Genomic DNA, 22,890 nt, shown 5'->3' on the forward strand with positions numbered 1-22,890 from the left:
TATGCGACTGACTGGGGGAACGTCGTCCCGGCTGGGCGCCAGCTGGGACGGAAGGGGTACCAATTTTGCGTTGTTCTCTGCGAACGCGGAGAAGGTGGAGCTGTGCCTGTTCGACAACCAGGGCCGGCGCGAACTCGAACGCATCGAACTGCCGGAGCGAACCGAGGACGTCTGGCACGGCTATCTCAACGACGTCTCGCCGGGCCAGCTCTACGGCTATCGCGTCTACGGCCCCTACGCGCCGGAGCGCGGCCACCGATTCAATTCCAACAAGCTCCTGCTCGATCCCTATGCCAAGCGGCTCTCCGGACGGCTGGTGTGGAGCGATGCGCATTTCGCCTACCGCACCGGCAGCGCGCGCGAAGACCTTTCCTTTGACCGGCGCGACAATGCCCGCGGCATGCCCAAGGCGGTCGTCGTCGACGAGACCTTCAACTGGGGCCGCCGCGAAATCCGTCCCAACATCCCCTGGGAAGACACGATCATCTACGAGGCCCATGTCAAGGGACTGACGCAGAAGCGCGAGGATGTCGCGCCGAACCTGCGTGGCACCTATGGCGGCCTGTCCTCGCCCGCGATGATCAACCATCTCAAGCGGCTCGGCGTTACCGCGATCGAACTATTGCCGATCCACGGCCTGATCGACGACCGCATCCTGGTCGAGAAGAAGCTCGTCAACTACTGGGGCTACAACACCTTCGCCTTCTTCGCGCCGGAGCCGCGCTACGCCCAGGACAATGCGCTCGATTCCTTCCGCACCACGGTGGCGCGATTGCACGATGCCGGCATCGAGGTGATGCTCGACGTCGTCTACAACCACACCGCGGAGGGCAACCATATGGGTCCGACGCTGTCGTTCCGCGGCATCGACAACGCCTCCTATTACTGGCTGAAGCCGGACAATCCGCGCTACTACGACGACTTCACCGGCTGCGGCAATTCGGTCAGGCTCACCCATCCGCGCGTGCTGCAGATGGTGATGGACTCGCTGCGCTACTGGGTCGAGGTCTGCCATGTCGACGGCTTCCGCTTCGATCTCGCAACCACACTGGCGCGCGAACCGAACGGCTATGACCGCACTGCGTCCTTCCTCACCGCGGTCAGGCAGGATCCGGTGCTCGCCACCGTCAAGCTCGTCGCCGAACCCTGGGATCTCGGTCTCGGCGGCTACCAGGTCGGCGCGTTCACCTCGCAATGGTCGGAGTGGAACGACCGCTATCGCAGCGCGATGCGGCGGTATTGGAGCGGCGAAGGCAGCCTGATCGGCGAAGTCTCGCGCCGCATGACGGCGTCATCGGACCTGTTCAATCACGACAACCGCGCGACGCGCGCCAGCGTCAATCACATCACCGTGCACGACGGTTTCACGCTGATGGACCTCTTCAGCTACAACCAGAAGCACAACGAAGCCAATGGCGAAGACAATCGCGATGGCTCCAACGACAATCACAGCAACAATTGCGGCGTCGAAGGCCCGACGGACGACCCTGATATCATCGCGCTGCGCCGCCAATTGCGGAAGAACCAGCTCGCCTGCCTGTTGCTGGCGCAGGGCACGCCGCTGTTGCTCGCCGGCGACGAGGTCGGTAATTCGCAGAACGGCAACAACAATGCCTATTGCCAGGACAACGAGGTCGGCTGGGTCAATTGGGACAATTTTGGCGACGAGACCGAGGACTTCACCGCTTTCGTCGGCCATCTGACCGCACTGCGCCGCAAGTTCGCCCAGCTTCGTTCGCAGCGCTGGCTGGACGGCCGCCGCGCCGATGGCTCCTACGGCGTGCTCTGGCTGACGCCGGCGGCGGAAGACATGAAGGAGTCCGACTGGAATTTTCCGGAAGGACGCTTTCTCTCTTATGTGCTCGGACCGATGGAACCAGGGCACGCGCCGATCTTTATTGTGCTGAATGCTGCACCGGAAGAGATCGCGTTCAAGATGCCTGTGATGCCCGAGTACAGGAATTGGCGCCAGGTGCTCAACACCACCGAGAACAAGCAGATGCCCGTTGATTTCGCGTCCGGCGCCGACACCAAGGCGCCTCCCCGCTCGGTGCTCGCCTTTGCGGGCTCGGCATGAATGATCGGCATTTCGGCCCCCTGCTGACCAAGGACGGCGCGCTGTTCCGGCTGTGGGCGCCGGCTGCCAGGCGTGTCGACGTGCTGCTCGACAAGCCGCATGCGCTGAGCCGCGGCGACGATGGCTGGTTCACCGCGAAAATTCCTGGCGTCGCCGCCGGCGCGCGCTACAAATTCCGCATCGATGACGAAATCGACGTCCCCGACCCCGCTTCCGCGTTCCAGCCCGACGACGTGTTCGGCCCGAGCGAGGTGATCGATCACGACGCTTTCCCGTGGCGCGCCGCCGACTGGCGCGGGCGGCCGTGGCATGAGGCTGTCGTCCTCGAAGCGCATGTCGGCACCTTCACATCAGAGGGCACCTACCGCGCCATCATCGACCGGCTCGACCATCTCGTCGAGAGCGGCATCATCGCGCTCGAATTGATGCCGCTCGCCGATTTCGCGGGGACACGCAACTGGGGCTATGACGGCGTCCTGTGGTACGCGCCGGACAGCGCCTATGGCCGGCCGGAGGATTTGAAAGCGTTGATCGACGCTGCGCATCAGCGTGAGCTGATGGTGATGTTGGATGTCGTCTACAACCATTTCGGCCCCGAAGGGAATTATCTCGGCCGCTATGCGCCCAATTTCTTCACCGACGCGCACACGCCCTGGGGCAGCGCCATCGACTATCGCGCCAGACAAGTGCGCGACTTCGCGATCGGAAACGCGGTGCATTGGCTGCGCGACTACCGCTTCGACGGCCTGCGGCTCGATGCCGTCAACACCATCGTGGAGGCCGGCGAAATCCCGATCCTGCACGATCTCAGCATCGCCGTCGGCAAGTTGGCCGCAGAAACCGGCCGGCACATCAACATGGTGCTCGAGAACAGCGATAATCGCGCGAGCCTGCTCGACGCCACCGAGGACCCGCCGCGCGGCAAATATCGCGGGCAATGGAACGACGACTATCACCACGTCTGGCACGTGATGCTGACCGGCGAGGCGCAAGGCTATTACGGCGATTACCAGCGTTCGCCGCGTGGCGACCTCGCGCGTGCCCTGGCGTCTGGCTACGTCTATCAGGGCGAGGTCTCGGCCTTCTGGGGCGGCATTCCCCGCGGCGAGCCGAGCGGCGCGCTGTCGCCGACCTGCTTCGTCAACTTCCTGCAGAACCACGACCAGATCGGCAATCGCGCCTTCGGCGACCGATTGGAGAGTCTCGCCGATCCCAAGGCCATCGAGGCCGCGCTCGCGATCACGCTGCTGGCGCCGATGACGCCGATGCTGTTCATGGGCGAGGAATGGGGCTCGAAGGCGCCGTTTCCGTTCTTCTGCGATTTCCACGGCGATCTCGCCAATGCCGTCCGCAGAGGCCGGCGCGAGGAATATGCGTGGGCGTACGCCAAATATGGCGACGAGATTCCCGATCCGCTGGACCAATCGACCTTTCGATCGGCCGTGCTTGACTGGACCGAGCGCGACCGCGAGCCGGGGCGGACGCGGCTGGCGCTGGTCAGAAGCCTGCTGGCGATGCGCCGCCGCGAAATCACGCCGCGGCTCGAAGGCGCCAGTTTCGGCGACGCGCGTGCGGATAACGCCTTGCTGACGGCGCATTGGCGCATGGGCGACGGCAGGCGGCTGTCGCTGACCGCCAATCTCGGGGATCGCGAGATCGCGGCGCCGAAAGACCGGCCTGCGGGAACATTGATGTGGGGCAGTGCGTTGGGCGATAACGTCCCTCCTTGGTCGGTGTGCTGGCACATCGGATAGAAGAATGCCCCCCGCGATTCCGATCGCGACCTACCGGTTGCAGCTCACCGCCGATTTCGACTTCGACGCCGCCGCCGAAGTCGTCCCCTATCTCAAGGCGCTTGGCGTCACGCATCTCTATGCCTCGCCTTTCATGAAGGCGCGCAAGGGCTCGACCCACGGCTATGACATCGTCGATCACACGAAGTTCAATCCGGAACTCGGCGGCGAGGCCGGCTTCGAGCGTCTGAATGCGGCGCTGAAGCAGCACGATATCGGGCTGATCCTGGACTTCGTGCCCAACCATGTCGGCGTGCATTTCGACGACAATCCCTGGTGGCTCGACGTGCTCGAATGGGGCCCGACATCGCCGCACGCGATCTCCTTCGACATCGACTGGGAGCAGTTGCCCTACCGCGCCCGCGGCGGCGTGCTGCTGCCGATCCTCGGCTCGTCCTATGGCCAGGCGCTGGAGCGTGGCGAGATCGAGCTGCGCTACGATGCCGAAGAAGGCAGCTTCTCCGCCTGGTATTTCGAGCACCGCCTGCCGATCGCGCCCGAGCGCTACGGCGAGATGCTGCGAACGATCGTGCGCGAGGCTGATGCGGCCGAGAGCGACGCCGGCAAGGGCATTCTCGCGCTCGCGTCGCGCTACCGGGGATTTCGGCATCCCAATCGGAAGGAAGCACCGGCCTTCAAGGCGGAACTGAAGGCAATCGCTGATGCCGCCGAGATCATCACGCGCGGGCTACCCATCTATCGCGCCGGCGAGGGCCGCCAAGCGCAAACGCTCGCGCTGCATCACCTGCTCGAACGCCAGCACTACAAGCTCGGCCATTGGCGGCTCGCCTCCAGCGACATCAACTACCGCCGCTTCTTCGACGTCAACAATCTCGCTGGCATTCGCGTCGAGGACGCCGGCACGTTCGAGGCGATCCACGTGCTCGTGCAGCGGCTGATCGCCGAAGGCAAGCTGCAGGGATTGCGGCTCGACCATATCGACGGCCTGTGCGATCCCGCGCAATATTGCCAGCGGCTGCGCCGCCTGATCCGCCATGCGCAAGGCGGCGGCCGGCCGTTCTATCTGGTGATCGAAAAGATCCTCGGTGAGCACGAGAAGCTGCCCGCGCTCGCCGGCGTTCACGGCACCACCGGCTATGAATGGATGAACGCGATCGCCCAGGTCCTGGCCGAGGGCAAGGGCCTGGAGCCGCTCGATGAGATCTGGCGACAGATCAGCAACCGCTCGCCGAGGCTGGCGCCGGTGCTGAAAGAAGCGAAGCGCCGCGTGCTCGAGACGCTGCTCACCAGCGAGTTCACCGTGCTGTGGCGGCTGCTGGCGCGAATCGCGAACGGCCACTACTCGACCCGCGATTTTTCCGCCGACAGCCTGCGGCAGGCGCTCGAGCTCTACGTGCTGCACTTCCCGGTCTATCGCACCTATCTCAGCGCCTCCGGTCCGACGCCGCACGATCGGGCGCTGATCGCCGAGACGATCGCGCGGGCGCGCACGGACTGGTTCGCCGCCGACGAAGGCATTTTCGATTTCCTCCAGGACGCGCTGACCATGGACCTGATCAAGCCCGGCCGCGCCACTCACAGCGCGCCGCGCGTCCGCCGCTTTGCGCAGAAGGTGCAGCAATTCACCGGGCCGATGATGGCAAAGTCGCTGGAGGACACCGCCTTCTACCGCTATCACCGCTTGCTCGCGCTGAACGAGGTCGGCGGCGATCCCGCCACGAAAGCGCTGTCTGTCGACGCATTTCACGAGATGATGCAGAGGCGCGCCAATGAATCGCCGCACGGCATGACCGCGACCGCGACCCACGACACCAAGCGCGGCGAGGACGCCCGTGCCCGCATCCTGGCGCTGGCGGAAATTCCCGGCGAATGGACCAGCGCGGTATCGCGCTGGAAAGTCCTCAACGCGCCGCATCTTGTGGTCGACGGCGAATTTCGCGCGCCGTCGGCGACCTTCGAGTACATGCTCTACCAGGCGCTGCTTGGCGCATGGCAGCCCGACGATCCCCACTTCCTCGAGCGCATGCAGGCCTATGCGCTGAAGGCATCTCGCGAAGGCAAGCAGGAGACGAGCTGGCTCAATCCGCACCAGGCCTATGAGGCCGGGGTCAAGACGTTCCTCGAGCGCATCCTGGACCGTTCGCGCTCGGCCGAATTCCTGAACGCGCTGGAAACCCTGGCACGGCGGCTGTCGCTATTGGGCGCGCTGAACTCGCTGAGCCAGCTCACGCTGAAGGCGACGCTTCCCGGCGTGCCCGACTTCTACCAGGGCACCGAGTTCTGGGATTTCTCGCTTGTCGATCCCGACAATCGCCGCCCCGTCGACTTTGCCGCGCGCGCATCCGCTCTTGCCGCGCTGGCCACGCCGGACTGGGCGCAGCTCGTGCGCGAGTGGCCCGATGGTCGGCTGAAGCTCGCCTGGACGCGCCACCTGCTGCGGCTTCGCAGCGAACTCCCCGACGTGTTCACGCAAGGCAACTATCTGCCGCTGGAGACGAGCGGACCGCACCGCGATCATGTCGTCGCCTTTGCGCGACAATGGGAGCGCGACGCCGTCATCGTCGTCGCTGCAAAGTCCTTTGCATCTTTCACCGAAATCGGCCGTGTCTGGCCGAGAGCGGACGCTTTCGATGGCGCGGTCGCGGTCAAAGGCTATGTCACCGACGCCGGCGAGAACGAGCTTCGGCTCCCCACGCTCTTTCGGCACATGCCCGTTGCCGTCCTCAAGGCAAAGGTCGCCGCCGCTCCAAGGCCGGCGCGAAAGCGCGTCCGCGCTTGAACAAGCGACGCCACCTCTCCCGCTTGCGGGAGAGGTCGGCGCGCAGCGCCGGGTGAGGGCTCTCTCCGAAGATAATCTCTGCTCTTTTCGCGGAGACACCCTCACCCCAACCCTCTCCCGCAAGCGGGAGAGGGAGCGCAGCGTTCTTCGCGGATACACCGCGCATCAATCGCGTTTCGTCAGCAACAGGCGGCCACGATTACGGATCGCGGTTTGCGCGACTTCGGCAAAGCGTTGCAGCAGCCAGGGCAATGTCACTTCCACCTTCACATGATCTTCGTTGACATCGACATGGCCGGTCGCCGCCTGTCCGAGCGCGTGCACGCGAAAGATCATGCGATTGTCCTCCCAGCGCTCCTCGTCGACCTTGAGCACCGGCACGCTGGTCGTGGCGCGGGAGAGCCCCGTCTTCAAGCGACGCATCGCTTCCTCGCGGCCAAGGCTATGTGGAATCGAAACGACCAATGGAGCAGACATTGGAAAAATCCTCCTATGATCAACTGCATGTAGTGCCACGTCAGCCGAACAGAAGGCCGATCCGTGCCGCGCAAAAGCCGGAACCTTCATGATTTCGGTTCGTTTCCTCAGGCGAAGGGCAGAACGCAACCAGGCCCTCCGGGCTGAGGAGAAAGATATATGTCACTTGGAACGATCATACTTATCATTCTGATCATCCTCCTGCTGGGCGGCTTCAGCGGCGTGGGCGGCGGACCGTTCTACGGCACCGGCTACTACGGCGGCGGCGGGCTTGGACTCGTGATCGTCATCCTGCTGATCCTGCTATTGCTCGGGAGGATCTGACGCTCACCCCAATCCGATGATTCGTTCCCGTCATTGCGAGCGTAAGCGAAGCAATCCATCTCTCCGCAGGTGGAGATATGGATTGCTTCGTCGCTTCGCTCCTCGCAATGACGAGTCGTAGAAATCGTAGTGGGCAAAGCGTAGCGTGCCCACCATTCACGAACACAATCGCGGAGAAGTGGTGGGCACGCTGCGCTTTGCCCACCCTACGCACTGCTACTTCTGCGCCGCCAGCTTCTTCATCGCGGCCTTGATCGACGAGGCGGCATCATCATAGCCATCCCACGCCTTGCTCCTGGCCAGCAGCGACGGCACGGTTCGCACCGTGTACTTCTTGGGATCGAGATCGCCGCGCACTTGCGCCCAGGTCAGCGGCATCGAGACGGTGGCGCCTTCGCGTGCGCGCGGCGACAGCGGCGCCACTGCGGTCGACATCCGGTCGTTGCGCAGATAGTCGAGGAAGATCTTTCCCTTGCGCAGCTTCTTTGACATGTTGAGCAGATATTGCTCGGGATCGTCATTGGCCATCCACTGGCAGATCGCCTGCGCGAACGCCTTGGCTTCTTTCCAGCTCACGCGGTCCTTCGTGCCATAAAGCAATGGCGCCACGACATGCAGGCCCTTGCCGCCGGTGGTCTTGCAGAAGCTCTCGAGCCCGACCGCCGAAAGCCGCTGGCGCATGTCCTTGGCGGCCTCGATCACATCGGAGAATTCGACGTTCGGGGCGGGATCGAGGTCGAACACCAGTCGTCCCGGTGTGTCGTAGAGATCGGGCGCGCAATTCCAGGGATGCAGCTCGAGCCCGCCGATCTGCGCAACCGCCGCCAATCCCTCGACCCGATCGATCTGCACATAGGGCTTGCGGTCGCCCGAGACCTTTGCGAGCTCCAGCAGGTTCGACATGCCCTGCATCGCATGACGCTGGAAGAATTTCTCGCCATTGATGCCGTCGGGCGCGCGCACGATCGAGCATGGCCTGCCCTTGAGATGGACGATCATCCATTCGCCAACCGCCTCGTAGTAGCGCGCGAGATCGATCTTCGTCACGGCCTCACCGTCGAAGGCATTCGGCCACAGCTCCTTGTCGGGCTTCGAGATCACGACGCCCATGACGACAGAGGATTTATCCGCAGTCGATTTCGCGGCCCTCGCCACAGCCCTGCCCGGCTTCGGCTCGGCGATCTCGGTCCTGGCCGGCTCCTCCGCTTCCACCTCCTTGGCCGGCTTGTCCTGCCGCAGTCCCTTGAATGCGGCCTGCCGGATATTGCCGCCCTCGGTCCAGCCGGCGAACTCGATCTCGGCGACGAGGTCGGGCGTCAGCCAATGGATATCGCGGGTCTTGCGCGGTGCATTCTCGCCGCCGAACGGGCTCTCGTCGGCTTCATGCGCCTTCAGCACCGGCAACAGCCGGCGCACGGTGTCCTGGCCAAAGCCGGTGCCGACAATCCCGACAAACGCCAGATGATCGCCGCGATAGACGCCGGCCATCAGCGAGCGGAATTTTCCGCTGGTGGTCTTCCAGCCGCCCAGCACGACCTCGTGCCCGGCACGGCATTTCGCCTTGGTCCACAGCTCGGAGCGGCCGGAGCGATAGGCCGCATCCAGCTTCTTGGAGACGATGCCCTCGAGCTGCAATTTGCAGGCCGACTGCAGCACCGCATCCCCGCCGCTCTCGAAATGCTCCACATAGTGGATCAGCTTGCCCTTGCCTTTTCGTGCTTCCAGAAGCCGCTTCAGCCGCGCCTTGCGCTCGGCGAGCGGCAGCGCGCGCAGATCCTCATTCTCGGCGAACAGCAGGTCGAAGGCATAGAAGATCAGATCGTCGGTCTTGCCGTCGGAGATCGCCGCCTGCAATGTCGAGAAATCCGGCGTGCCGTTCTGGTCCAACGCGACGATCTCGCCGTCGATTATCAGATCCGGCAGCTTGCTGCCCTCTTTCGCGATCGCATCGAACTTGCCAGTCCAGTCGAGGCCCTTGCGGGTCTTGAGCGTGGCTTCGCCGTCCTCGACACGCAATTGCACGCGGTAGCCATCGAACTTGATCTCGTGGCACCAGCCTGTTCCGCCTGGCGGACGATCGACGGCGGTGCAGAGCTGCGGCGCCACGAAGTCCGGCATCGCCTCGATCTTCTTTACCTTGGCTTTGGCGGAAGCGCGCGACTTGGACGCCAGCGTTTTGGGCGCCGGCGCTTTCGTCCTCGGACGCGCCGCGCTGGTCTCCTCGCGGTTGGATTGCCAGACCGCATCGGCCTTCGCGCCGCCACGGCCGCTCTTCGCCAGCATGAACGGCTTCGGCGCCCTGCCCTTGCCGGCCGCGATCTGCTCCATCGTGCGGCCGGAAGCGACAGAACAATCCTCATCGAGGACGCTTTCCCCCTCCTCCTTGGCGTATTCGTCGCGGTGCTTGATCAGGAGCCAATTGGTGCGCTTGCCACCAAAGCGATCGCCGCGCATCCGCACCAGCACCCAGCTTCCATGCAGCTTGTCGCCGTCCAGGGTGAACTTCAGATCGCCCTTCTTGAACCCGGCTTCGGGATCGTCCGATTCCCAATAGCCGCGGTCCCACAGCATCACGGTGCCGCCGCCATACTGGCCTTCCGGAATGGTGCCTTCGAAATCGCCGTAATCGAGCGGATGGTCCTCGACCTCCACCGCAAGCCGCTTGTCGTGCGGATCGAGCGACGGCCCCTTGGTCACCGCCCATGACTTGAAGACGCCGTCCATTTCGAGACGGAGGTCGTAATGCAGCCGCGTGGCGTCATGCTTCTGGATCACGAAGCGCCGCTGCTTGGATGGCGCGACCTTGACCTCGCCGGAGGGCTCGTCGGTCTTGGAGAAGTCGCGCTTCTTGCGGTAGGTGGACAGGTTTCTCTGCAGCACGGGTGCACCTCACGCAAATGGCCGCCGCCTTGCGGCGGTATATACCAGGAACCAAAACCCCTCGCATCGGTTGAAGTTCCCATACTCTGAGATATCCGGAGAATGTAATGGCTCCTCGCGCCTATTGGAAAGGCACCTTGAAGCTCTCGCTGGTGACGTGCCCGGTGGCGCTGTATCCGGCCTCGACCTCGGTTGCCAAAACCCGCTTCCACATGATCAACAAGGAGACCGGCAACCGCTTGAAGCAGCAGATGGTGGACGCCGAGACCGGCGACGTCGTCGAAAGCGACCAGAAGGCGCGCGGCTATGAGCTCCGGAAAGGGAAGTATGTCGAGATCGAACCGGAGGAGTTCGAGTCCGTCCAGATCGAGAGCAATCACAGTATTGATATCGAAAGCTTCGTGCCCAGCGATGAGATCGACAAGCGCTATCTCAACCATCCCTATTATATCGCGCCCGACGGCAAGGCCGGCGCTGATGCGTTCGCGGTGATCCGCGACGCGATGAAGGACCAGGACCGCGTGGCGCTGGCGCGGATCGTGCTGACCAACCGCGAGCACGTCATGGCGATCGAGCCGCTCGGCAAGGGCCTGCTCGGCACCACCCTGCGCTATCCTTACGAGCTGCGCGACGAGGCCGACTATTTCGACGACATCAAGACGCCGAAGATCACCAAGGACATGGTCGAGCTGGCGGGCCATATCCTCGACAGCAAGGCGGCCCATTTCGATCCCTCGAAATTCAAGGACGACTATGAGGACGCGCTGAAGACGCTGGTGCGGCGCAAGGCGGCCGGCAAGCCGATCGAGGCCCCGGAGCCCGAAGAGCGGCCGAGCAATGTCGTCAGCCTGATGGATGCGCTGAAGCAGAGCCTGAAGGGCGGCAAGACGGCGAAGCGAGGTCGTTCGACGGCGCGCCGGCCGCCATCGCACCGTCGCACAGCGCGGAAAGCCCATCGCTCGACCACCCGCGCACGCAAGGCGGGGTAGCAGTAGCCACCGTCATTGCGAGGAGCGGAACGACGAAGCAATCCATGTTTCCGCACGCGGAAAGATGGATTGCTTCGCTAACGCTCGCAATGACGGGTGTCGCAACGGCCTACCGCTTCGTCTTCCGCTTCTTTGCGGTCTTCCGCTTCTTCGTCGTTTTCTTCTTGGAAGCTTTCTTCTTCGACGCCTTCTTCGGGACTTTCCTGCCCTTGGCGCGTGCTTCCGAAAGTCCGATCGCGATCGCCTGTTTGCGGCTCTTGACCTTGCGGCCGGACCGGCCGCTCTTCAACGTGCCGGCCTTGCGCTTCTTCATCGCGCGCCTGACGTCGCCGGATGTTTTCCTGGAATATTTTCGTGCCATTGGCATATCTCCCGGTTGAAGGAGATTAATTTCCTTGCCCGAAGAAAGTTCCGCCTATGCAACCCGCTTCAGTCCGCGGCGCGCAAGCGATAGCCGATGCCAGTTTCGGTGAGCACGAATTGCGGACGCTCGGGATCGGCCTCGATCTTCTGGCGAAGCTGACGCACATAGACGCGAAGATATTGCGCATCGGTGAGTTCGTCCCACAATTCCCTCAACAGAAAACGATGCGTCAGCACCTTGCCGGCGTGCTGTACCAGCACACGAAGCAGGTCGTACTCCTTCGGCGACAATTTCACTTCGCGATCGCCGACCTTGACGATGCGGCGCACGAGATCGACCGAGAGATCACCGGTGCGAAACACCGGCCGTTCACCCTGCACCTGCAATTGATGGCGCAGCGCCGCGCGCAGCCGCGCCAGCAGCTCATCCATTCCGAACGGCTTTGTCAGGTAATCGTCGGCACCGAAGTCGAGCGCTTGCACCTTGCCCGCCTCATCGCCGCGGCTCGACAGCACCACGATCGGCACGCTTTCGTTGCGCGCGCGGATCATGCGCAAGAGGTCGTGGCCCTGGATGTCCGGCAGGCCGAGATCGAGGATGATCAGCGCGGGACCTTGCGCGAGCATCTCCAGTCCCGCCTTGCCGTTGGAGGCCTCGAGGATCTCGTAGCCCTGCGTATTCAGCCCCATCCGCAACAATTTGCGGATCGGCGGCTCGTCATCGATGACAAGGACCTTGATCGGTGTTGCGTTCATGCAGCGGTATCCAGCGCAGCAGTAGCCGCCGGGATCGGCAGCCGGATTGTCAACACGGCGCCGCTGCGGTCGGTGCGGTTGGCGGCCGAGATCGTGCCATGCATGGCTTCGACGAATCCGCGGGAGATCGCAAGACCGAGGCCAGTGCCGGGGCGGACATGATCGCCCTTCTGCACGCGGTAGAACTTGTCGAAGATACTTTCAAGTTCGGCCGGCGGAATGCCGCTGCCTTCGTCCATGACCTGCAGCACGATCGCATCCCGATCCCGCCAGCCGCGGATCGAGATCGTGGTGTCCGGCGGCGCGTATTTCGCGGCGTTGTCGAGCAGGTTGAACAGCACCTGCTCGAACAGCACGGCGTCGAGCTCCAGCATCGGCAGATCGGCAGCGAGATCGAGCGAGACCTTGTGCCGCACCAGGATCTTGCCGGCGCGGCGCAGCGCGCTGCCGACGATCTCCCCGACGTCATGGCGCGCCGTGTTCGGTACGATCGCGCCGGATTCGAGCTTGGTCATGTCGAGCAGGTTGGCGATGAAGCGGTTCAGCCGTTCGGACTCGTCGATCACGGTCGCGAGCAGATCGTGCTTCTGCGCATCGGTGAGGTTGCCGGCGAAATCGCGCATGGTCGAGGCAGCGCCGAGCACGGAAGCCAGCGGCGTCTTCAGATCGTGCGAGATCGAAGTCAAGAGCGCCGAGCGCAGGCGTTCGGATTCGACGGTGCGCTTGACCTTGTCCATATCCTCGACCAGCAGCACGCGCTCGATCGCGAGCGCGCCCTGGTCTACCAGCGCGTCCAGAAGGCGCCGCTGGTCCGGCGTCAGCAGCGGGCCAGTCTTGTCATTGTCGATGCCGATGGCGCCGATCAGGCCGCGGCCGGTCCGCATCGGCAGGAACAGGCGTTTCGCGCCAGGCAGCGTGTCCGAGCCGCGGCCGGCCGGCCGATCGTTGGACCAGGCCCAGTTCGCGGCCGCGAGATCGGCGTCGTCGAGCTGGTCTTCCGGCGGATAGCCGGCCTTCACCACGAGCAGCCCGTCTTCCGGCAGCAGCAGCACCACGCGCACCCTCAGCATCAGCGCGATCTGGTAGGCGGTCGCCCACAGCACGTCATCCAGCGTCGCAGTGCCCGCGAGCTTGCGGCTGAAGGCGTAAAGCCACTCGGTCATGCGCACGCGGCCGATCGCCGTATCAGCCTGCACCCGCACCCGCGCGGCGACATTGGAGACGAGTAGCGCGATCAGCATGAAGAAGAAGAACGCTGCGATATTGGTCGGGTCGGTGATCGTGAGGGTGTAGACCGGCGGCAGGAAGAAGAAATTGTAACACAGCGAAGCCGCGACGCTGGTGAGCAGCGACGGCCACAGGCCATAGCGCACGGCCACCACGACCACAGCGGTAAGGAACACCAGATCGACGTTCTCGACACCAAAATAGGGGTGAACCAGCTCAGCCAGAGCGAGTCCCAGGCCGCCGATCAGGAGCGAGTTCACGTAAGGCCACGGGTTGAACGATTCGGTTCGCGTCGCGGTCTGCACCGCCGGCCTGTTGTCGAGGCCCGCAGGCAGATCCTCGCCGGCGATGACATGCACGCTGATGTTTCCGGAGCGCCGCACCAGCTCGTGCACCACCGAGCCGCGCAGGATCTCGAACCAGCGCGAACGCGACGATTTGCCGATCACGACATGCGTGACGTTGGTGGATTGCGCAAAACTGATCAGATCGTCTGCGATTTGGCGATGCACGGCCGGAATCGTCAGCGCCTCGCCGCCGAGCGATTCGGCAAGCCGCATCGTATCGGCGAGCCGGTCGCGCTGCTCGTCGCTGAGCTGCAGGCTGCGCCGGGTTTCGATGCTGATCGCAGTCCACGGCGCGTGCAGGCGGTCGGAAAGCCGCTTGGCGTAGCGCACGAGGCCTGCCGCGCGCGGATCCTCGCTGACGCAGACCAGGACGCGTTCGCCCGCGGCCCAGGGACCGGCGATGGCATTGGCCTGCATGTGGTTGAGCAACTGCTCGTCGACCCGCTCGGCCGTCCGCCGCAGCGCCAGTTCACGCAGCGCGGTCAGGTTGCCGGGCGAGAAATAGTGCTGAAGCGCCCGCTCCGCCTGCTTGGGCACATAGACCTTGCCCTCTTTCAATCGCTGGATCAGGTCGTCGGGCGGCAGGTCGATCAATTCGATCGCGTCGGCGCGGTTGAAGATCGAATCGGGCACGGTCTCGCGCACCCGCACATGGGTGATCTGGGCTACGACGTCGTTGAGGCTTTCGATGTGCTGGACGTTGACGGCGGTGTAGACGTCGATGCCGTGGGACAGCAGTTCCTCGACGTCGAGATAGCGCTTCGGATGCCGGCTGCCGGGCGCGTTGGTGTGGGCGAGTTCGTCGACGATGGCAAGCTGCGGACGGCGCGCGATCAGCGCATCCAGGTCCATCTCCTCGAGCACCTGGTCCTTGTAGGCGATCCGCTTGCGCGGCATCACCTCGAGCCCCTGCAGCAGCGCCTCGGTCTCGGCTCGGCCGTGGGTCTCGACAAGACCCACCACGACATCGATGCCGGCCTTGAGCTTGGAATGCGCGCTTTCCAGCATCTCGTAGGTCTTGCCGACGCCGGGGGCGGCGCCGACGAAGATCTTCAGCCGCCCGGAAGCATCGTTCTCTCGCCGGGCGGCTTCCAATAGCGCGTCCGGCGAAGGTCGTTTCTCGAGATCGCGATGCTCATTTGCCATAGAGCAAATATAGTCGCGTCATGGCATTCGGCCTAGCCGCCTTTACTTCGCAGCCGCGTCCAGGGCGAGGTTGAGGGCCAGAACATTGACCCGAGGCTCGCCGAGCACGCCGACGAAGCGGCCCTTGGTGTTGGCTTCGACGATCTCGCGGACCTGCGCCTCCCGCAGGTTGCGCGCTTTTGCCACCCGCGGCACCTGGAAGAGCGCCGCGTCCGGCGAAATGTCGGGATCGAGGCCGCTTCCCGAGGTGGTGACGAGGTCAATCGGCACCGGCTGGGACGGATTCTCCGCCTTCAGCTTCTCGACATCCTCCTTGATGCGGTCGTTCAGCGCCTTGCTGGTCGGGCCGAGATTGGAGCCGCCGGAGTTCGCCGCGTTGTAGGGCGCAGGCACCGTCTTGGAGGAATCGTTCGGATCCGGCGCAACCGTCGCCGACAGCCGGCCGTGGAAATATTTGTCCTCCTTGAACTCCTGCCCGATCAGGGCGGAGCCAATGACCTTGCCGTCCTTCTCGATCAGGCTGCCCTGCGCCTGGGACGGGAAGATCGCGCCGGCGATGGCAGTGATCGCGAGCGGATAGGCAAGGCCCGTGACCGCCGTCAGCAACAGCAGAAGGACGATGGCGGGACGAATTTCTCTAAGCATGTTACGTCTCCAAAGTGTTCTCCGTCATTGCGAGGAGCGAAGCGACGAAGCAATCCATGGTTCGGCACGGGGAGAGATGGATTGCTTGGCTTCGCTCGCAATGACGGTGTTCATTAGGCCAGGTGCAAGGCCGCGACCACGAGGTCGATTGCCTTGATGCCGATGAAGGGGATGATGATGCCCCCCAAGCCGTAGATCAGCAGGTTGCGGCGGAGCAGCGCGCCGGCGCCGATCGCGCGATAGGCCACGCCTTTCAGCGCCAGCGGGATCAACGCGACAATGATCAGCGCGTTGAAGATGATCGCCGACAGGATGGCGCTCTGCGGGCTCGAAAGACCCATGATGTTGAGCACGCCGAGCTGCGGGTAGAACGCCAGGAACATCGCCGGGATGATCGCGAAATATTTCGCGACGTCGTTGGCGATCGAGAACGTCGTCAGCGCACCACGGGTCATCAGGAGCTGCTTGCCGATCTCGACCACCTCGATCAGCTTGGTCGGGTTGGAGTCGAGGTCGACCATGTTGCCGGCTTCGCGCGCGGCCTGCGTGCCGGTGTTCATGGCGACGCCGACGTCGGCTTGGGCGAGCGCCGGCGCGTCGTTGGTGCCGTCGCCGCACATCGCCACCAGCTTGCCCTTGGCCTGCTCGTCGCGGATCAGCTTGAGCTTGTCCTCGGGGGTTGCCTGCGCCAGGAAGTCGTCGACACCGGCTTCGGCCGCGATCGCCGCCGCGGTCATCGGATTGTCGCCGGTGATCATCACGGTGCGGATGCCCATGCGGCGCAGTTCGGCGAAGCGCTCGCGGATGCCGCCCTTGACGATATCCTTGAGATGGATGACGCCGAGCAGCCGGCCGTCCTTCGCCACGGCGAGCGGCGTGCCGCCCTCCTTGGCGATCTCGTCGGCGATGCTCTGCAGTTCGCGGGCCGCGTCGGTGCTGACGTTGGCCTGGAGGGCGCGGACCGCATTGCCGCTCGACAATGACTGCGCGGTGCCGCCGCCGATATAATTGAGGATCGCGTCCACCGCGCCCTTACGGACCGCGGACGAGCCGGCATCGATGCCGCTCATGCGGGTCTGCGCAGTGAAGGGCACGAAAGTTGCCGCGAGCTCATGCATCTCCCGGCTGCGGATGCCGTATTTCTCCTTGGCCAGCACGACGATGGAACGGCCTTCCGGCGTCTCGTCGGCGAGCGAGGCGAGCTGCGCTGCATCGGCGAGCTCCTGCTCGGTGACGCCGCGCACCGGACGGAACGCAGTCGCCTGGCGGTTGCCGAGCGTGATGGTGCCGGTCTTGTCGAGCAGCAGCGTGTCGACGTCGCCGGCGGCTTCGACGGCACGGCCCGACATTGCCAGCACGTTGAAGCGCACCAGGCGGTCCATGCCGGCGATGCCGATCGCCGAGAGCAGCGCACCGATCGTGGTCGGGATCAGCGTCACAAACAGCGCCACCAGCACCACGACCGAGATCGAGCCACCGGCATAGGCCGCGTAGCTCGGGATCGTCACGGTCGCGAACACGAAGATGATGGTGAGGCCGGCCAGCAGGATGTTCAGCGCGATCTCATTCGGCGTCTTCTGCCGCTCGGCGCCTTCGACCAGCCGGATCATGCGGTCGATGAAGGTCGAGCCCTGCGCCGCGGTGATGCGGACGCGGATCCAGTCCGACAGCACCTGCGTGCCGCCGGTCACCGCCGAACGGTCGCCGCCGGATTCACGGATCACGGGCGCGGACTCGCCGGTGATCGCGGCTTCGTTGACCGAGGCCACGCCTTCGATCACCTCGCCGTCGGACGGGATGATGTCGCCAGCCTCGACCAGCACGATATCACCGACCTTGAGCGTGGTGCCGGGGACGAGGCGATAGTTCTGCCCCGAACCATCCAGCAGCTTGGCCTGGCTCTCGGTGCGGGTCTTCTTCAGCGAATCCGCCTGCGCCTTGCCGCGGCCCTCGGCGACGGCTTCGGCGAAATTGGCGAACAGCACTGTGAACCAGAGCCAGAGGATGATCTGGAAGGTGAAGCCGAGGCTCTCCGCGCCGGTGAAGAGATCGCGCAGGAAGATCACCGTGGTGAGCGCGGCGACGATCTCGACCACGAACATCACGGGGTTCTTCGCCATCAGCCGCGGATTGAGCTTGACGAAAGACGATTTGATCGCAGGTACGAGGATTTTCGGGTCGAGCATGGTCGACGCGCTCACCTGCTTTTGCAGTTTCATGGTTTCCATGGATGTGACTCCAATCAATTCGATCAGAACAGGGTGTTGGCGTTCATTGCGAGATGCTCGACGATCGGTCCGAGCGCCAGCGCCGGGAAGAAGGTGAGGCCGCCGATGATCAGGATCACGCCGACGACAAGGCCGACGAACAGGCCGCCGGTGGTCGGGAACGTGCCGGCCGACGGCGGGACCGACTTCTTCTGCGCCAGCGAACCCGCAATGGCCATCGCCGGAATGATCATGAAGAAGCGGCCGACGAACATCGCGCTGGCGAGCGTCAGGTTGTAGAAGAAGGTGTTGCCGGTCAGGCCCGCAAAGGCCGAGCCGTTGTTGCCGGTCGACGAGGTGTAAGCGTAAAGCACCTCAGTGAAACCATGCGGCCCGGCGTTGGCCATCGAAGCCACAGCCGGCGGGAACACCACGGCAACCGCGGTCCAGCCGAGATACATCAGCGGCAGTACCAGGATCGCGAGCATCGCCATCTTGACCTCGCGCGCCTCGATCTTCTTGCCGACATATTCCGGCGTACGGCCGACCATCAGCCCGGCGACGAAGATCGCCAGCACGACGAACAGCAGCATGCCATAGAGACCGGCGCCGACGCCGCCGACGATGATTTCGCCAAGCTGCATGTTGATCAACGGGATCATGCCGCCGAGCGCGGTGAAGCTGTCATGCATGGCATTGACGGCGCCGCAGGAAGCCGCGGTGGTGATGACCGCGAACAGCGAGGAGGCGACGATGCCGAAGCGGACCTCCTTGCCTTCCATGTTGCCGCCGGTAAGACCCAGCGCCTGCAGCGCGGTGGTGCCATTGGCCTCGGACCAGTAGCAGATAGAAACGCCGGCGATGAACAGCACGCCCATCACGGCGAGGATAGCCCAGCCCTGGCGCTGGTTGCCGACCATGCGGCCGAATACGTTGGTCAGCGCGGCGCCGATCACGAAGATCGAGAGCATCTGCACGAAGTTCGACAGCGCGGTCGGATTCTCGAACGGGTGCGCAGCATTGGCGTTGAAGAAGCCGCCGCCATTGGTGCCGAGCATCTTGATCGCGACCTGCGAGGCCACGGGACCCACGGCGATCGTCTGCTTGGCGCCTTCGAGCGTGGTCGCATCGACATAGGGCCCGAGCGTCTGCGGCATGCCCTGCGACACCAGGAACAGCGAATAGACGATGCAGATCGGCAGCAGGATGTAGAGCGTGCAGCGCGTGACATCGACCCAGAAATTGCCGATCGTGCGCATCGAGGCGCGCGCGAAACCGCGGATCAGCGCTACCGCAAGCACGATGCCGGTCGCCGCCGAGAGGAAGTTCTGATGCGTCAGGCCGACCATCTGGACCAGGTACGACAGCGTGCTCTCGCCGCCGTAGTTCTGCCAGTTGGTGTTGGTGAGGAAGGAGACCGCGGTGTTGAACGACAGATCCTGGGCGACCGCGGCCTGCTCCGCCGGATTGAACGGCAACACGGCCTGGAGCCGCATCACGCCATAGATGATCAGGAAGCCGCCGACATGAAACAGCAGCATGGAGACCGTATAGGTCAGCCAGTGCTGTTCGCGACCTTCGTCGACGCCGCTGATCCAGTAGAACCCGCGCTCCACCGGGCGCAGCACCGGCGACAGGAAGGTCGCCTCGCCGTTGAAGACGCGCGTCATGTACCAGCCGAGCGGTTTGACCAGCGCGACGATGACGGCGCAAAAGAGAATAATCTGAAACCAGCCGATGGCGGTCATGACACTAAACCTTTCGAATGGGCTTGGAGCGCAGCAGCACGGCGAGCACGCCGACCAGCAGGATGGTCAGCGCCGCATCTGCCACGAGAAGCTGGCCGAGCATGAACATGGCGTTGCTCAAAACCGCTCAGGGCGCAGCAGCGCATAGACGAGGTAGAAGAGAAGACCGAGCGAGACGAGGCCGGCGAGCGAATAATCGAAAATCATGGCGCGCCCCTCACAGCCGTTCGCAGGCGTAGGCGTAGCCTATGCCGGCTGCGAAAAATGCCGCGGCGAGCACCAGCATGACGAGATCAAGCATTGGAGGCTCCTATGCGTAACGGGCCGACAAACGGCCCGTTTTGGTTCCGAGGTGAGGTGCCACCCGCCGCATAGGTTTTCGAGATGTAGGCTGCGGCGTCGTTATAGGAATCTTATAAAGATCCTCGTCCCTCGCTTGCGCCCGCGGCGAAGCCTTGGCGCAGCCGGCACCCACAACCTCCGGTGTCATTATTGCCCAATAGGTGTGGCGGCCACAGCGCGCTTCCAAACACAGAATGGTGATCCGGTCCCGGCGTCCGCCAGGACGATGGGCGAGGTTCCGCATCGCACGTCCTACCCATCTTTATGAAATCCCTATATTTCCGGCCGCCTCCCCATCTCGTTTTCAAATGGCGTTTTGACCACCTTTGACCTGCGGCATTTCGCCAAGCCGCATGATCGATAGGTCTCGCCATGTCACTGCTTTCAGAACCCCTTACCGCCGACCTCAGCCTTCGGCTGCGGGATGCCGGTAGAGTGACAGTCGAATTGATGTCCGAACTCATCCGCGACTGTTGCCGGCGCTTTCCCTCACAAGGGCAGCGCAGCAAGACGGCGCGCGTCGAGGGATTGATCAAACTGGGCGCGTGGACCGATGCGGCGCTGGCGCTGCTCGACCTGGAGCTGCCGCAATGGCAGGTCCGTCGCCTCGCCTACGACGACGGCGAATGGTATTGCTCGCTGTCGCGCGAGCGCGAACTGCCCGACTGGCTCGATCAATCGATCGAGACGCATCACGCCGACCTGGCGCTTGCCATCCTCTGCGCATTCGTCGAAGCCCAGCAGATCACCACACCGTCGAGCCGGCCCAGCGTGCCTAGCGTCGAACGTCATGCCGATGGCTTCTATCAGACGATGCTGAGCGACAATTTCGCCTGAGCGAGCAGCGCCGTGCAGCCGCTACGAAACCTGCCGGAAAAGCTGAAATCGGCCCAGGTCCTGGTCCGATTCTGCTTTCGGCTGCTCATCCTGACCGGTTTCGCGCTGTTCGGCAGCATCGGCTTCGGCCGCAGCCTCATAGCGCTGCTCTGGATGTCCACCATCCTCTGTGCCGTCATGGCCTTGATGAGACGGGAGCGATTCATGGGCGTCGATCTCAACCATTGGGACGAGATGGCAGGCTATGCCGCGCTTTGCGCGCTCGCTTCGGCGGCCGCCGGCCGGTGATCCTGCGACAGCCCCTGCGACCTTATACGTCCCCTATGAGATCGGTTACCCGCCCTCCTCGATTTCATATCCACCCGCAAAGATATTGAACGCGTTACCAAGTCTCGTGAGGGAATCACAAAAATGAAACTCGTAAACATAAAGCTCGACGAACCTCCATCGTGTAGGTCCACGTCGACCATCGTCTTTATCGGAAGAAACAGGCGCGGCCAGTGGGTCGCCCAGGAACAGAACGGCCTTTACGGCGGGCTGTTCGTCAATCGCGCCCAGGCAGTGAAGTACGCGCTGTTCGAGAACGGGCACCATCCAGAAACCATCGTCGAACTGTCGCGCGAATTCGAACTCGACATGAACAGCAGTTCCTCTGCCGCGCCCTCGCAACTAGCAGCCACGCGACGCGTCGCCTGATCCGGCTCGCCGCCCACATTCAGGAGGATCAAGATGGTGCAGCCCTGTTCCGTTGCTGACCGCGACCAGGTCATCGACACGATGATCACGCTGACGCACCTGTCCAACCTGCACCGCGCGATCATCGCGGGAAGTGGAGCCATGGAGCTCTATCTTTCACTGCGCCGGCGCGGCTTCGTTCAGGTCGCGACAACCGCAACTTGCCGACTGCCCAGGCGGCAGCACAGCATCGGCCTGCTGACAGGCGACAAATCCCTGGCAGCGATCGAGGCGGCGCTCCTGGAAATCTCGCAGTTCCTCAGTGCCAACGCCACCATAGCGATCCTGATCGACTCTCGTGAAGGCGAATTCTGCCTCAACATCCGAAGGAAGCTGGAGCAGATGGGCTTTCGGATCGAGGCGGGCGTGAGGTGCCAGCGCGGTCTCGTCCTTGCCGCTCATCGCCAGGGCTTCGTGCAAATGGAAATAGCGGCGTGAATCGCGAAGCGCGGACGATCGCGTCAAACAAGAATCCAGAGCTTCGGTTCTGATTCAATCAGAACCGACGATGCTCTGGGAAGGCGTTACGAATGGAATCGCAGGATCCGGTTGAATGGCACGGCAGGCTGCTGCGCGCCTGGCAACTGGCGCTTCTGCGCTTTGCAGTAACGCTCGATAATGCCGATCGGCTCAACGTAATGGCGGTCGCCGCCGAGATCGACCGCGGCGGCCGCCGCTACGAGGAGCAGGCGAATTTCAGCTTCTTTCGCAAGATCAGTGCCGACCTCTGCAGCTCCATTCTGCAGCAGAATGACGCCGCCGATGCCATCTTGCGTCAGTATCTCGAGCGCATCGAGGATCCCCGCCTGAAGCGTGCATTCGCAAGCGCGGTCGAGATCGAAATCGAAACGGCGCCGCCGCGCATCAGAAAACCCAAGGTCAATAGCTGGCTATGGCGCGGACTGGCACCGCGCGGCAATACCACTGCGCGGCCTGATCTACGTCGCCGCACGGGCTAGATGCGCGATGTCATTTGGTTGAATCGGCTTAGCCGCAAGTTCACCTCTCCCGAAGGGAGAGGTCGCGCCGGAGGCGCGGGTGAGGGGCTACGGTCCCTCGATAGAGCAGATCCCCTCACCCGGCGCTACGCGCCGACCTCTCCCTATGGGAGAGGTGAAAAGAGGCAGCGCCCATGCGGACACAATTCGACCTTATCCCATCATGCTCTAGGCGGTGTGGACTCTAAGGATTCCCTTTTAGGAGCAAATCAGATTCAAGGCTGCTTTTGGGGAGGCGGCCTTGGGTGTGATGGATCGT

General features: G+C 63.6%; 19 protein-coding genes. 10 read left to right on the forward strand and 9 right to left on the reverse strand.

Translation table 11 applies throughout. The features are described 5' to 3' along the window. Nucleotide 1: 1 nt before the first annotated feature. The 3 genes from glgX to treY are packed head-to-tail and all read left to right on the forward strand — an operon-like array spanning nucleotide 2 to nucleotide 6,610. The gene (gene glgX / locus K288_RS0115520) at nucleotides 2-2,077 is read left to right on the forward strand and encodes a glycogen debranching protein GlgX (RefSeq protein ID WP_027580399.1); all 2,076 of its coding nucleotides are present in this window, start codon (nucleotides 2-4) and stop codon (nucleotides 2,075-2,077) included. Continuing rightward, entirely contained in the window at nucleotides 2,074-3,831 is a 1,758-nt protein-coding gene (gene treZ / locus K288_RS0115525) for a malto-oligosyltrehalose trehalohydrolase (RefSeq protein WP_027580400.1), read from the forward strand. Before glgX ends, treZ begins: the two co-directional genes overlap by 4 nt. 4 nt (nucleotides 3,832-3,835) lie before the next feature. Further along, nucleotides 3,836-6,610: a malto-oligosyltrehalose synthase gene (gene treY / locus K288_RS0115530; RefSeq protein WP_027580401.1), complete on the forward strand. Its 2,775-nt coding sequence runs from the start codon at nucleotides 3,836-3,838 to the stop codon at nucleotides 6,608-6,610. Between the two features lie 165 nt (nucleotides 6,611-6,775). On the opposite strand, the gene K288_RS0115535 is transcribed toward treY, so the two are convergent. Then, a complete protein-coding gene (locus K288_RS0115535) occupies nucleotides 6,776-7,087 on the reverse strand; it encodes a polyhydroxyalkanoic acid system family protein (RefSeq protein ID WP_027580402.1) in 312 nt (103 codons plus the stop codon). A gap of 159 nt (nucleotides 7,088-7,246) precedes the next feature. On the opposite strand from K288_RS0115535, the gene K288_RS50585 reads away from it, so the two are divergent. Next, nucleotides 7,247-7,411: a DUF3309 family protein gene (locus K288_RS50585; RefSeq protein ID WP_084799604.1), complete on the forward strand. Its 165-nt coding sequence runs from the start codon at nucleotides 7,247-7,249 to the stop codon at nucleotides 7,409-7,411. A 216-nt stretch (nucleotides 7,412-7,627) separates the two neighbouring features. Here K288_RS50585 and ligD read toward each other — a convergent pair whose 3' ends face one another. Next, entirely contained in the window at nucleotides 7,628-10,288 is a 2,661-nt protein-coding gene (gene ligD / locus K288_RS0115545) for a DNA ligase D (RefSeq protein ID WP_027580403.1), read from the reverse strand. 110 nt (nucleotides 10,289-10,398) lie between these two features. Here ligD and K288_RS0115550 point away from each other — a divergent pair, with 110 nt between their 5' ends. Beyond that, nucleotides 10,399-11,280 carry a Ku protein gene (locus K288_RS0115550; RefSeq protein WP_027580404.1) on the forward strand — a complete coding sequence of 294 codons (882 nt, stop codon included), beginning with the start codon at nucleotides 10,399-10,401 and terminating at the stop codon, nucleotides 11,278-11,280. A gap of 109 nt (nucleotides 11,281-11,389) precedes the next feature. Here K288_RS0115550 and K288_RS50590 read toward each other — a convergent pair whose 3' ends face one another. The 7 genes from K288_RS50590 to K288_RS45560 all read right to left on the reverse strand — a co-directional run bounded on the left by K288_RS50590 (nucleotide 11,390) and on the right by K288_RS45560 (nucleotide 19,926). Then, nucleotides 11,390-11,641: a DUF6496 domain-containing protein gene (locus tag K288_RS50590; RefSeq protein WP_084799605.1), complete on the reverse strand. Its 252-nt coding sequence runs from the start codon at nucleotides 11,639-11,641 to the stop codon at nucleotides 11,390-11,392. Between the two features lie 68 nt (nucleotides 11,642-11,709). Beyond that, nucleotides 11,710-12,399: a response regulator transcription factor gene (locus tag K288_RS0115560; RefSeq protein WP_027580406.1), complete on the reverse strand. Its 690-nt coding sequence runs from the start codon at nucleotides 12,397-12,399 to the stop codon at nucleotides 11,710-11,712. Beyond that, entirely contained in the window at nucleotides 12,396-15,119 is a 2,724-nt protein-coding gene (locus K288_RS0115565) for a sensor histidine kinase KdpD (RefSeq protein WP_027580407.1), read from the reverse strand. Before K288_RS0115565 ends, K288_RS0115560 begins: the two co-directional genes overlap by 4 nt. Nucleotides 15,120-15,161: 42 nt before the next feature. Continuing rightward, nucleotides 15,162-15,764: a K(+)-transporting ATPase subunit C gene (locus tag K288_RS0115570; protein WP_027580408.1), complete on the reverse strand. Its 603-nt coding sequence runs from the start codon at nucleotides 15,762-15,764 to the stop codon at nucleotides 15,162-15,164. A gap of 113 nt (nucleotides 15,765-15,877) precedes the next feature. Continuing rightward, the gene (gene kdpB, locus K288_RS0115575) at nucleotides 15,878-17,992 is read right to left on the reverse strand and encodes a potassium-transporting ATPase subunit KdpB (RefSeq protein WP_027580409.1); all 2,115 of its coding nucleotides are present in this window, start codon (nucleotides 17,990-17,992) and stop codon (nucleotides 15,878-15,880) included. Between the two features lie 23 nt (nucleotides 17,993-18,015). Then, nucleotides 18,016-19,719, reverse strand: a complete 1,704-nt coding sequence (gene kdpA, locus K288_RS0115580) for a potassium-transporting ATPase subunit KdpA (protein ID WP_027580410.1) — start codon at nucleotides 19,717-19,719, stop codon at nucleotides 18,016-18,018. Between the two features lie 117 nt (nucleotides 19,720-19,836). Continuing rightward, complete coding sequence (locus K288_RS45560; RefSeq protein ID WP_043159927.1) at nucleotides 19,837-19,926, reverse strand: K(+)-transporting ATPase subunit F; 90 nt, start codon at nucleotides 19,924-19,926, stop codon at nucleotides 19,837-19,839. 507 nt (nucleotides 19,927-20,433) lie between these two features. Here K288_RS45560 and K288_RS45565 point away from each other — a divergent pair. The 5 genes from K288_RS45565 (at nucleotide 20,434) to K288_RS45575 (ending at nucleotide 22,592) form a co-directional block, all read left to right on the forward strand. Further along, nucleotides 20,434-20,898, forward strand: a complete 465-nt coding sequence (locus K288_RS45565) for a hypothetical protein (protein ID WP_043159928.1) — start codon at nucleotides 20,434-20,436, stop codon at nucleotides 20,896-20,898. Between the two features lie 12 nt (nucleotides 20,899-20,910). Then, nucleotides 20,911-21,186 carry a hypothetical protein gene (locus tag K288_RS0115605; protein ID WP_244443151.1) on the forward strand — a complete coding sequence of 92 codons (276 nt, stop codon included), beginning with the start codon at nucleotides 20,911-20,913 and terminating at the stop codon, nucleotides 21,184-21,186. Nucleotides 21,187-21,324: 138 nt separating this feature from the next. Then, nucleotides 21,325-21,594, forward strand: coding sequence for a hypothetical protein (locus K288_RS45570; RefSeq protein WP_043159941.1), 270 nt, complete (start codon nucleotides 21,325-21,327; stop codon nucleotides 21,592-21,594). Nucleotides 21,595-21,627: 33 nt separating this feature from the next. Beyond that, nucleotides 21,628-22,071: a hypothetical protein gene (locus K288_RS0115615; RefSeq protein ID WP_027580412.1), complete on the forward strand. Its 444-nt coding sequence runs from the start codon at nucleotides 21,628-21,630 to the stop codon at nucleotides 22,069-22,071. 92 nt (nucleotides 22,072-22,163) lie between these two features. Continuing rightward, nucleotides 22,164-22,592: a hypothetical protein gene (locus K288_RS45575; protein ID WP_051334547.1), complete on the forward strand. Its 429-nt coding sequence runs from the start codon at nucleotides 22,164-22,166 to the stop codon at nucleotides 22,590-22,592. Nucleotides 22,593-22,890 lie beyond the last annotated feature (298 nt).

Source organism: Bradyrhizobium sp. Ai1a-2, from assembly GCF_000426245.1.
Classification (GTDB): Bacteria; Pseudomonadota; Alphaproteobacteria; order Rhizobiales; family Xanthobacteraceae; genus Bradyrhizobium.

Coding starts and splice junctions, on each gene's coding strand:
- glgX (WP_027580399.1), top strand. CDS start 2: ATGCGACTGACTGGGGGAACGTCGTCCCGGCTGGGCGCCAGCTGGGAC.
- treZ (WP_027580400.1), top strand. CDS start 2,074: ATGAATGATCGGCATTTCGGCCCCCTGCTGACCAAGGACGGCGCGCTG.
- treY (WP_027580401.1), top strand. CDS start 3,836: ATGCCCCCCGCGATTCCGATCGCGACCTACCGGTTGCAGCTCACCGCC.
- K288_RS0115535 (WP_027580402.1), bottom strand. CDS start 7,087: ATGTCTGCTCCATTGGTCGTTTCGATTCCACATAGCCTTGGCCGCGAG.
- K288_RS50585 (WP_084799604.1), top strand. CDS start 7,247: ATGTCACTTGGAACGATCATACTTATCATTCTGATCATCCTCCTGCTG.
- K288_RS0115550 (WP_027580404.1), top strand. CDS start 10,399: ATGGCTCCTCGCGCCTATTGGAAAGGCACCTTGAAGCTCTCGCTGGTG.
- K288_RS50590 (WP_084799605.1), bottom strand. CDS start 11,641: ATGGCACGAAAATATTCCAGGAAAACATCCGGCGACGTCAGGCGCGCG.
- K288_RS0115560 (WP_027580406.1), bottom strand. CDS start 12,399: ATGAACGCAACACCGATCAAGGTCCTTGTCATCGATGACGAGCCGCCG.
- K288_RS0115565 (WP_027580407.1), bottom strand. CDS start 15,119: ATGGCAAATGAGCATCGCGATCTCGAGAAACGACCTTCGCCGGACGCG.
- K288_RS0115570 (WP_027580408.1), bottom strand. CDS start 15,764: ATGCTTAGAGAAATTCGTCCCGCCATCGTCCTTCTGCTGTTGCTGACG.
- kdpB (WP_027580409.1), bottom strand. CDS start 17,992: ATGGAAACCATGAAACTGCAAAAGCAGGTGAGCGCGTCGACCATGCTC.
- kdpA (WP_027580410.1), bottom strand. CDS start 19,719: ATGACCGCCATCGGCTGGTTTCAGATTATTCTCTTTTGCGCCGTCATC.
- K288_RS45560 (WP_043159927.1), bottom strand. CDS start 19,926: ATGATTTTCGATTATTCGCTCGCCGGCCTCGTCTCGCTCGGTCTTCTC.
- K288_RS45565 (WP_043159928.1), top strand. CDS start 20,434: ATGTCACTGCTTTCAGAACCCCTTACCGCCGACCTCAGCCTTCGGCTG.
- K288_RS0115615 (WP_027580412.1), top strand. CDS start 21,628: ATGGTGCAGCCCTGTTCCGTTGCTGACCGCGACCAGGTCATCGACACG.
- K288_RS45575 (WP_051334547.1), top strand. CDS start 22,164: ATGGAATCGCAGGATCCGGTTGAATGGCACGGCAGGCTGCTGCGCGCC.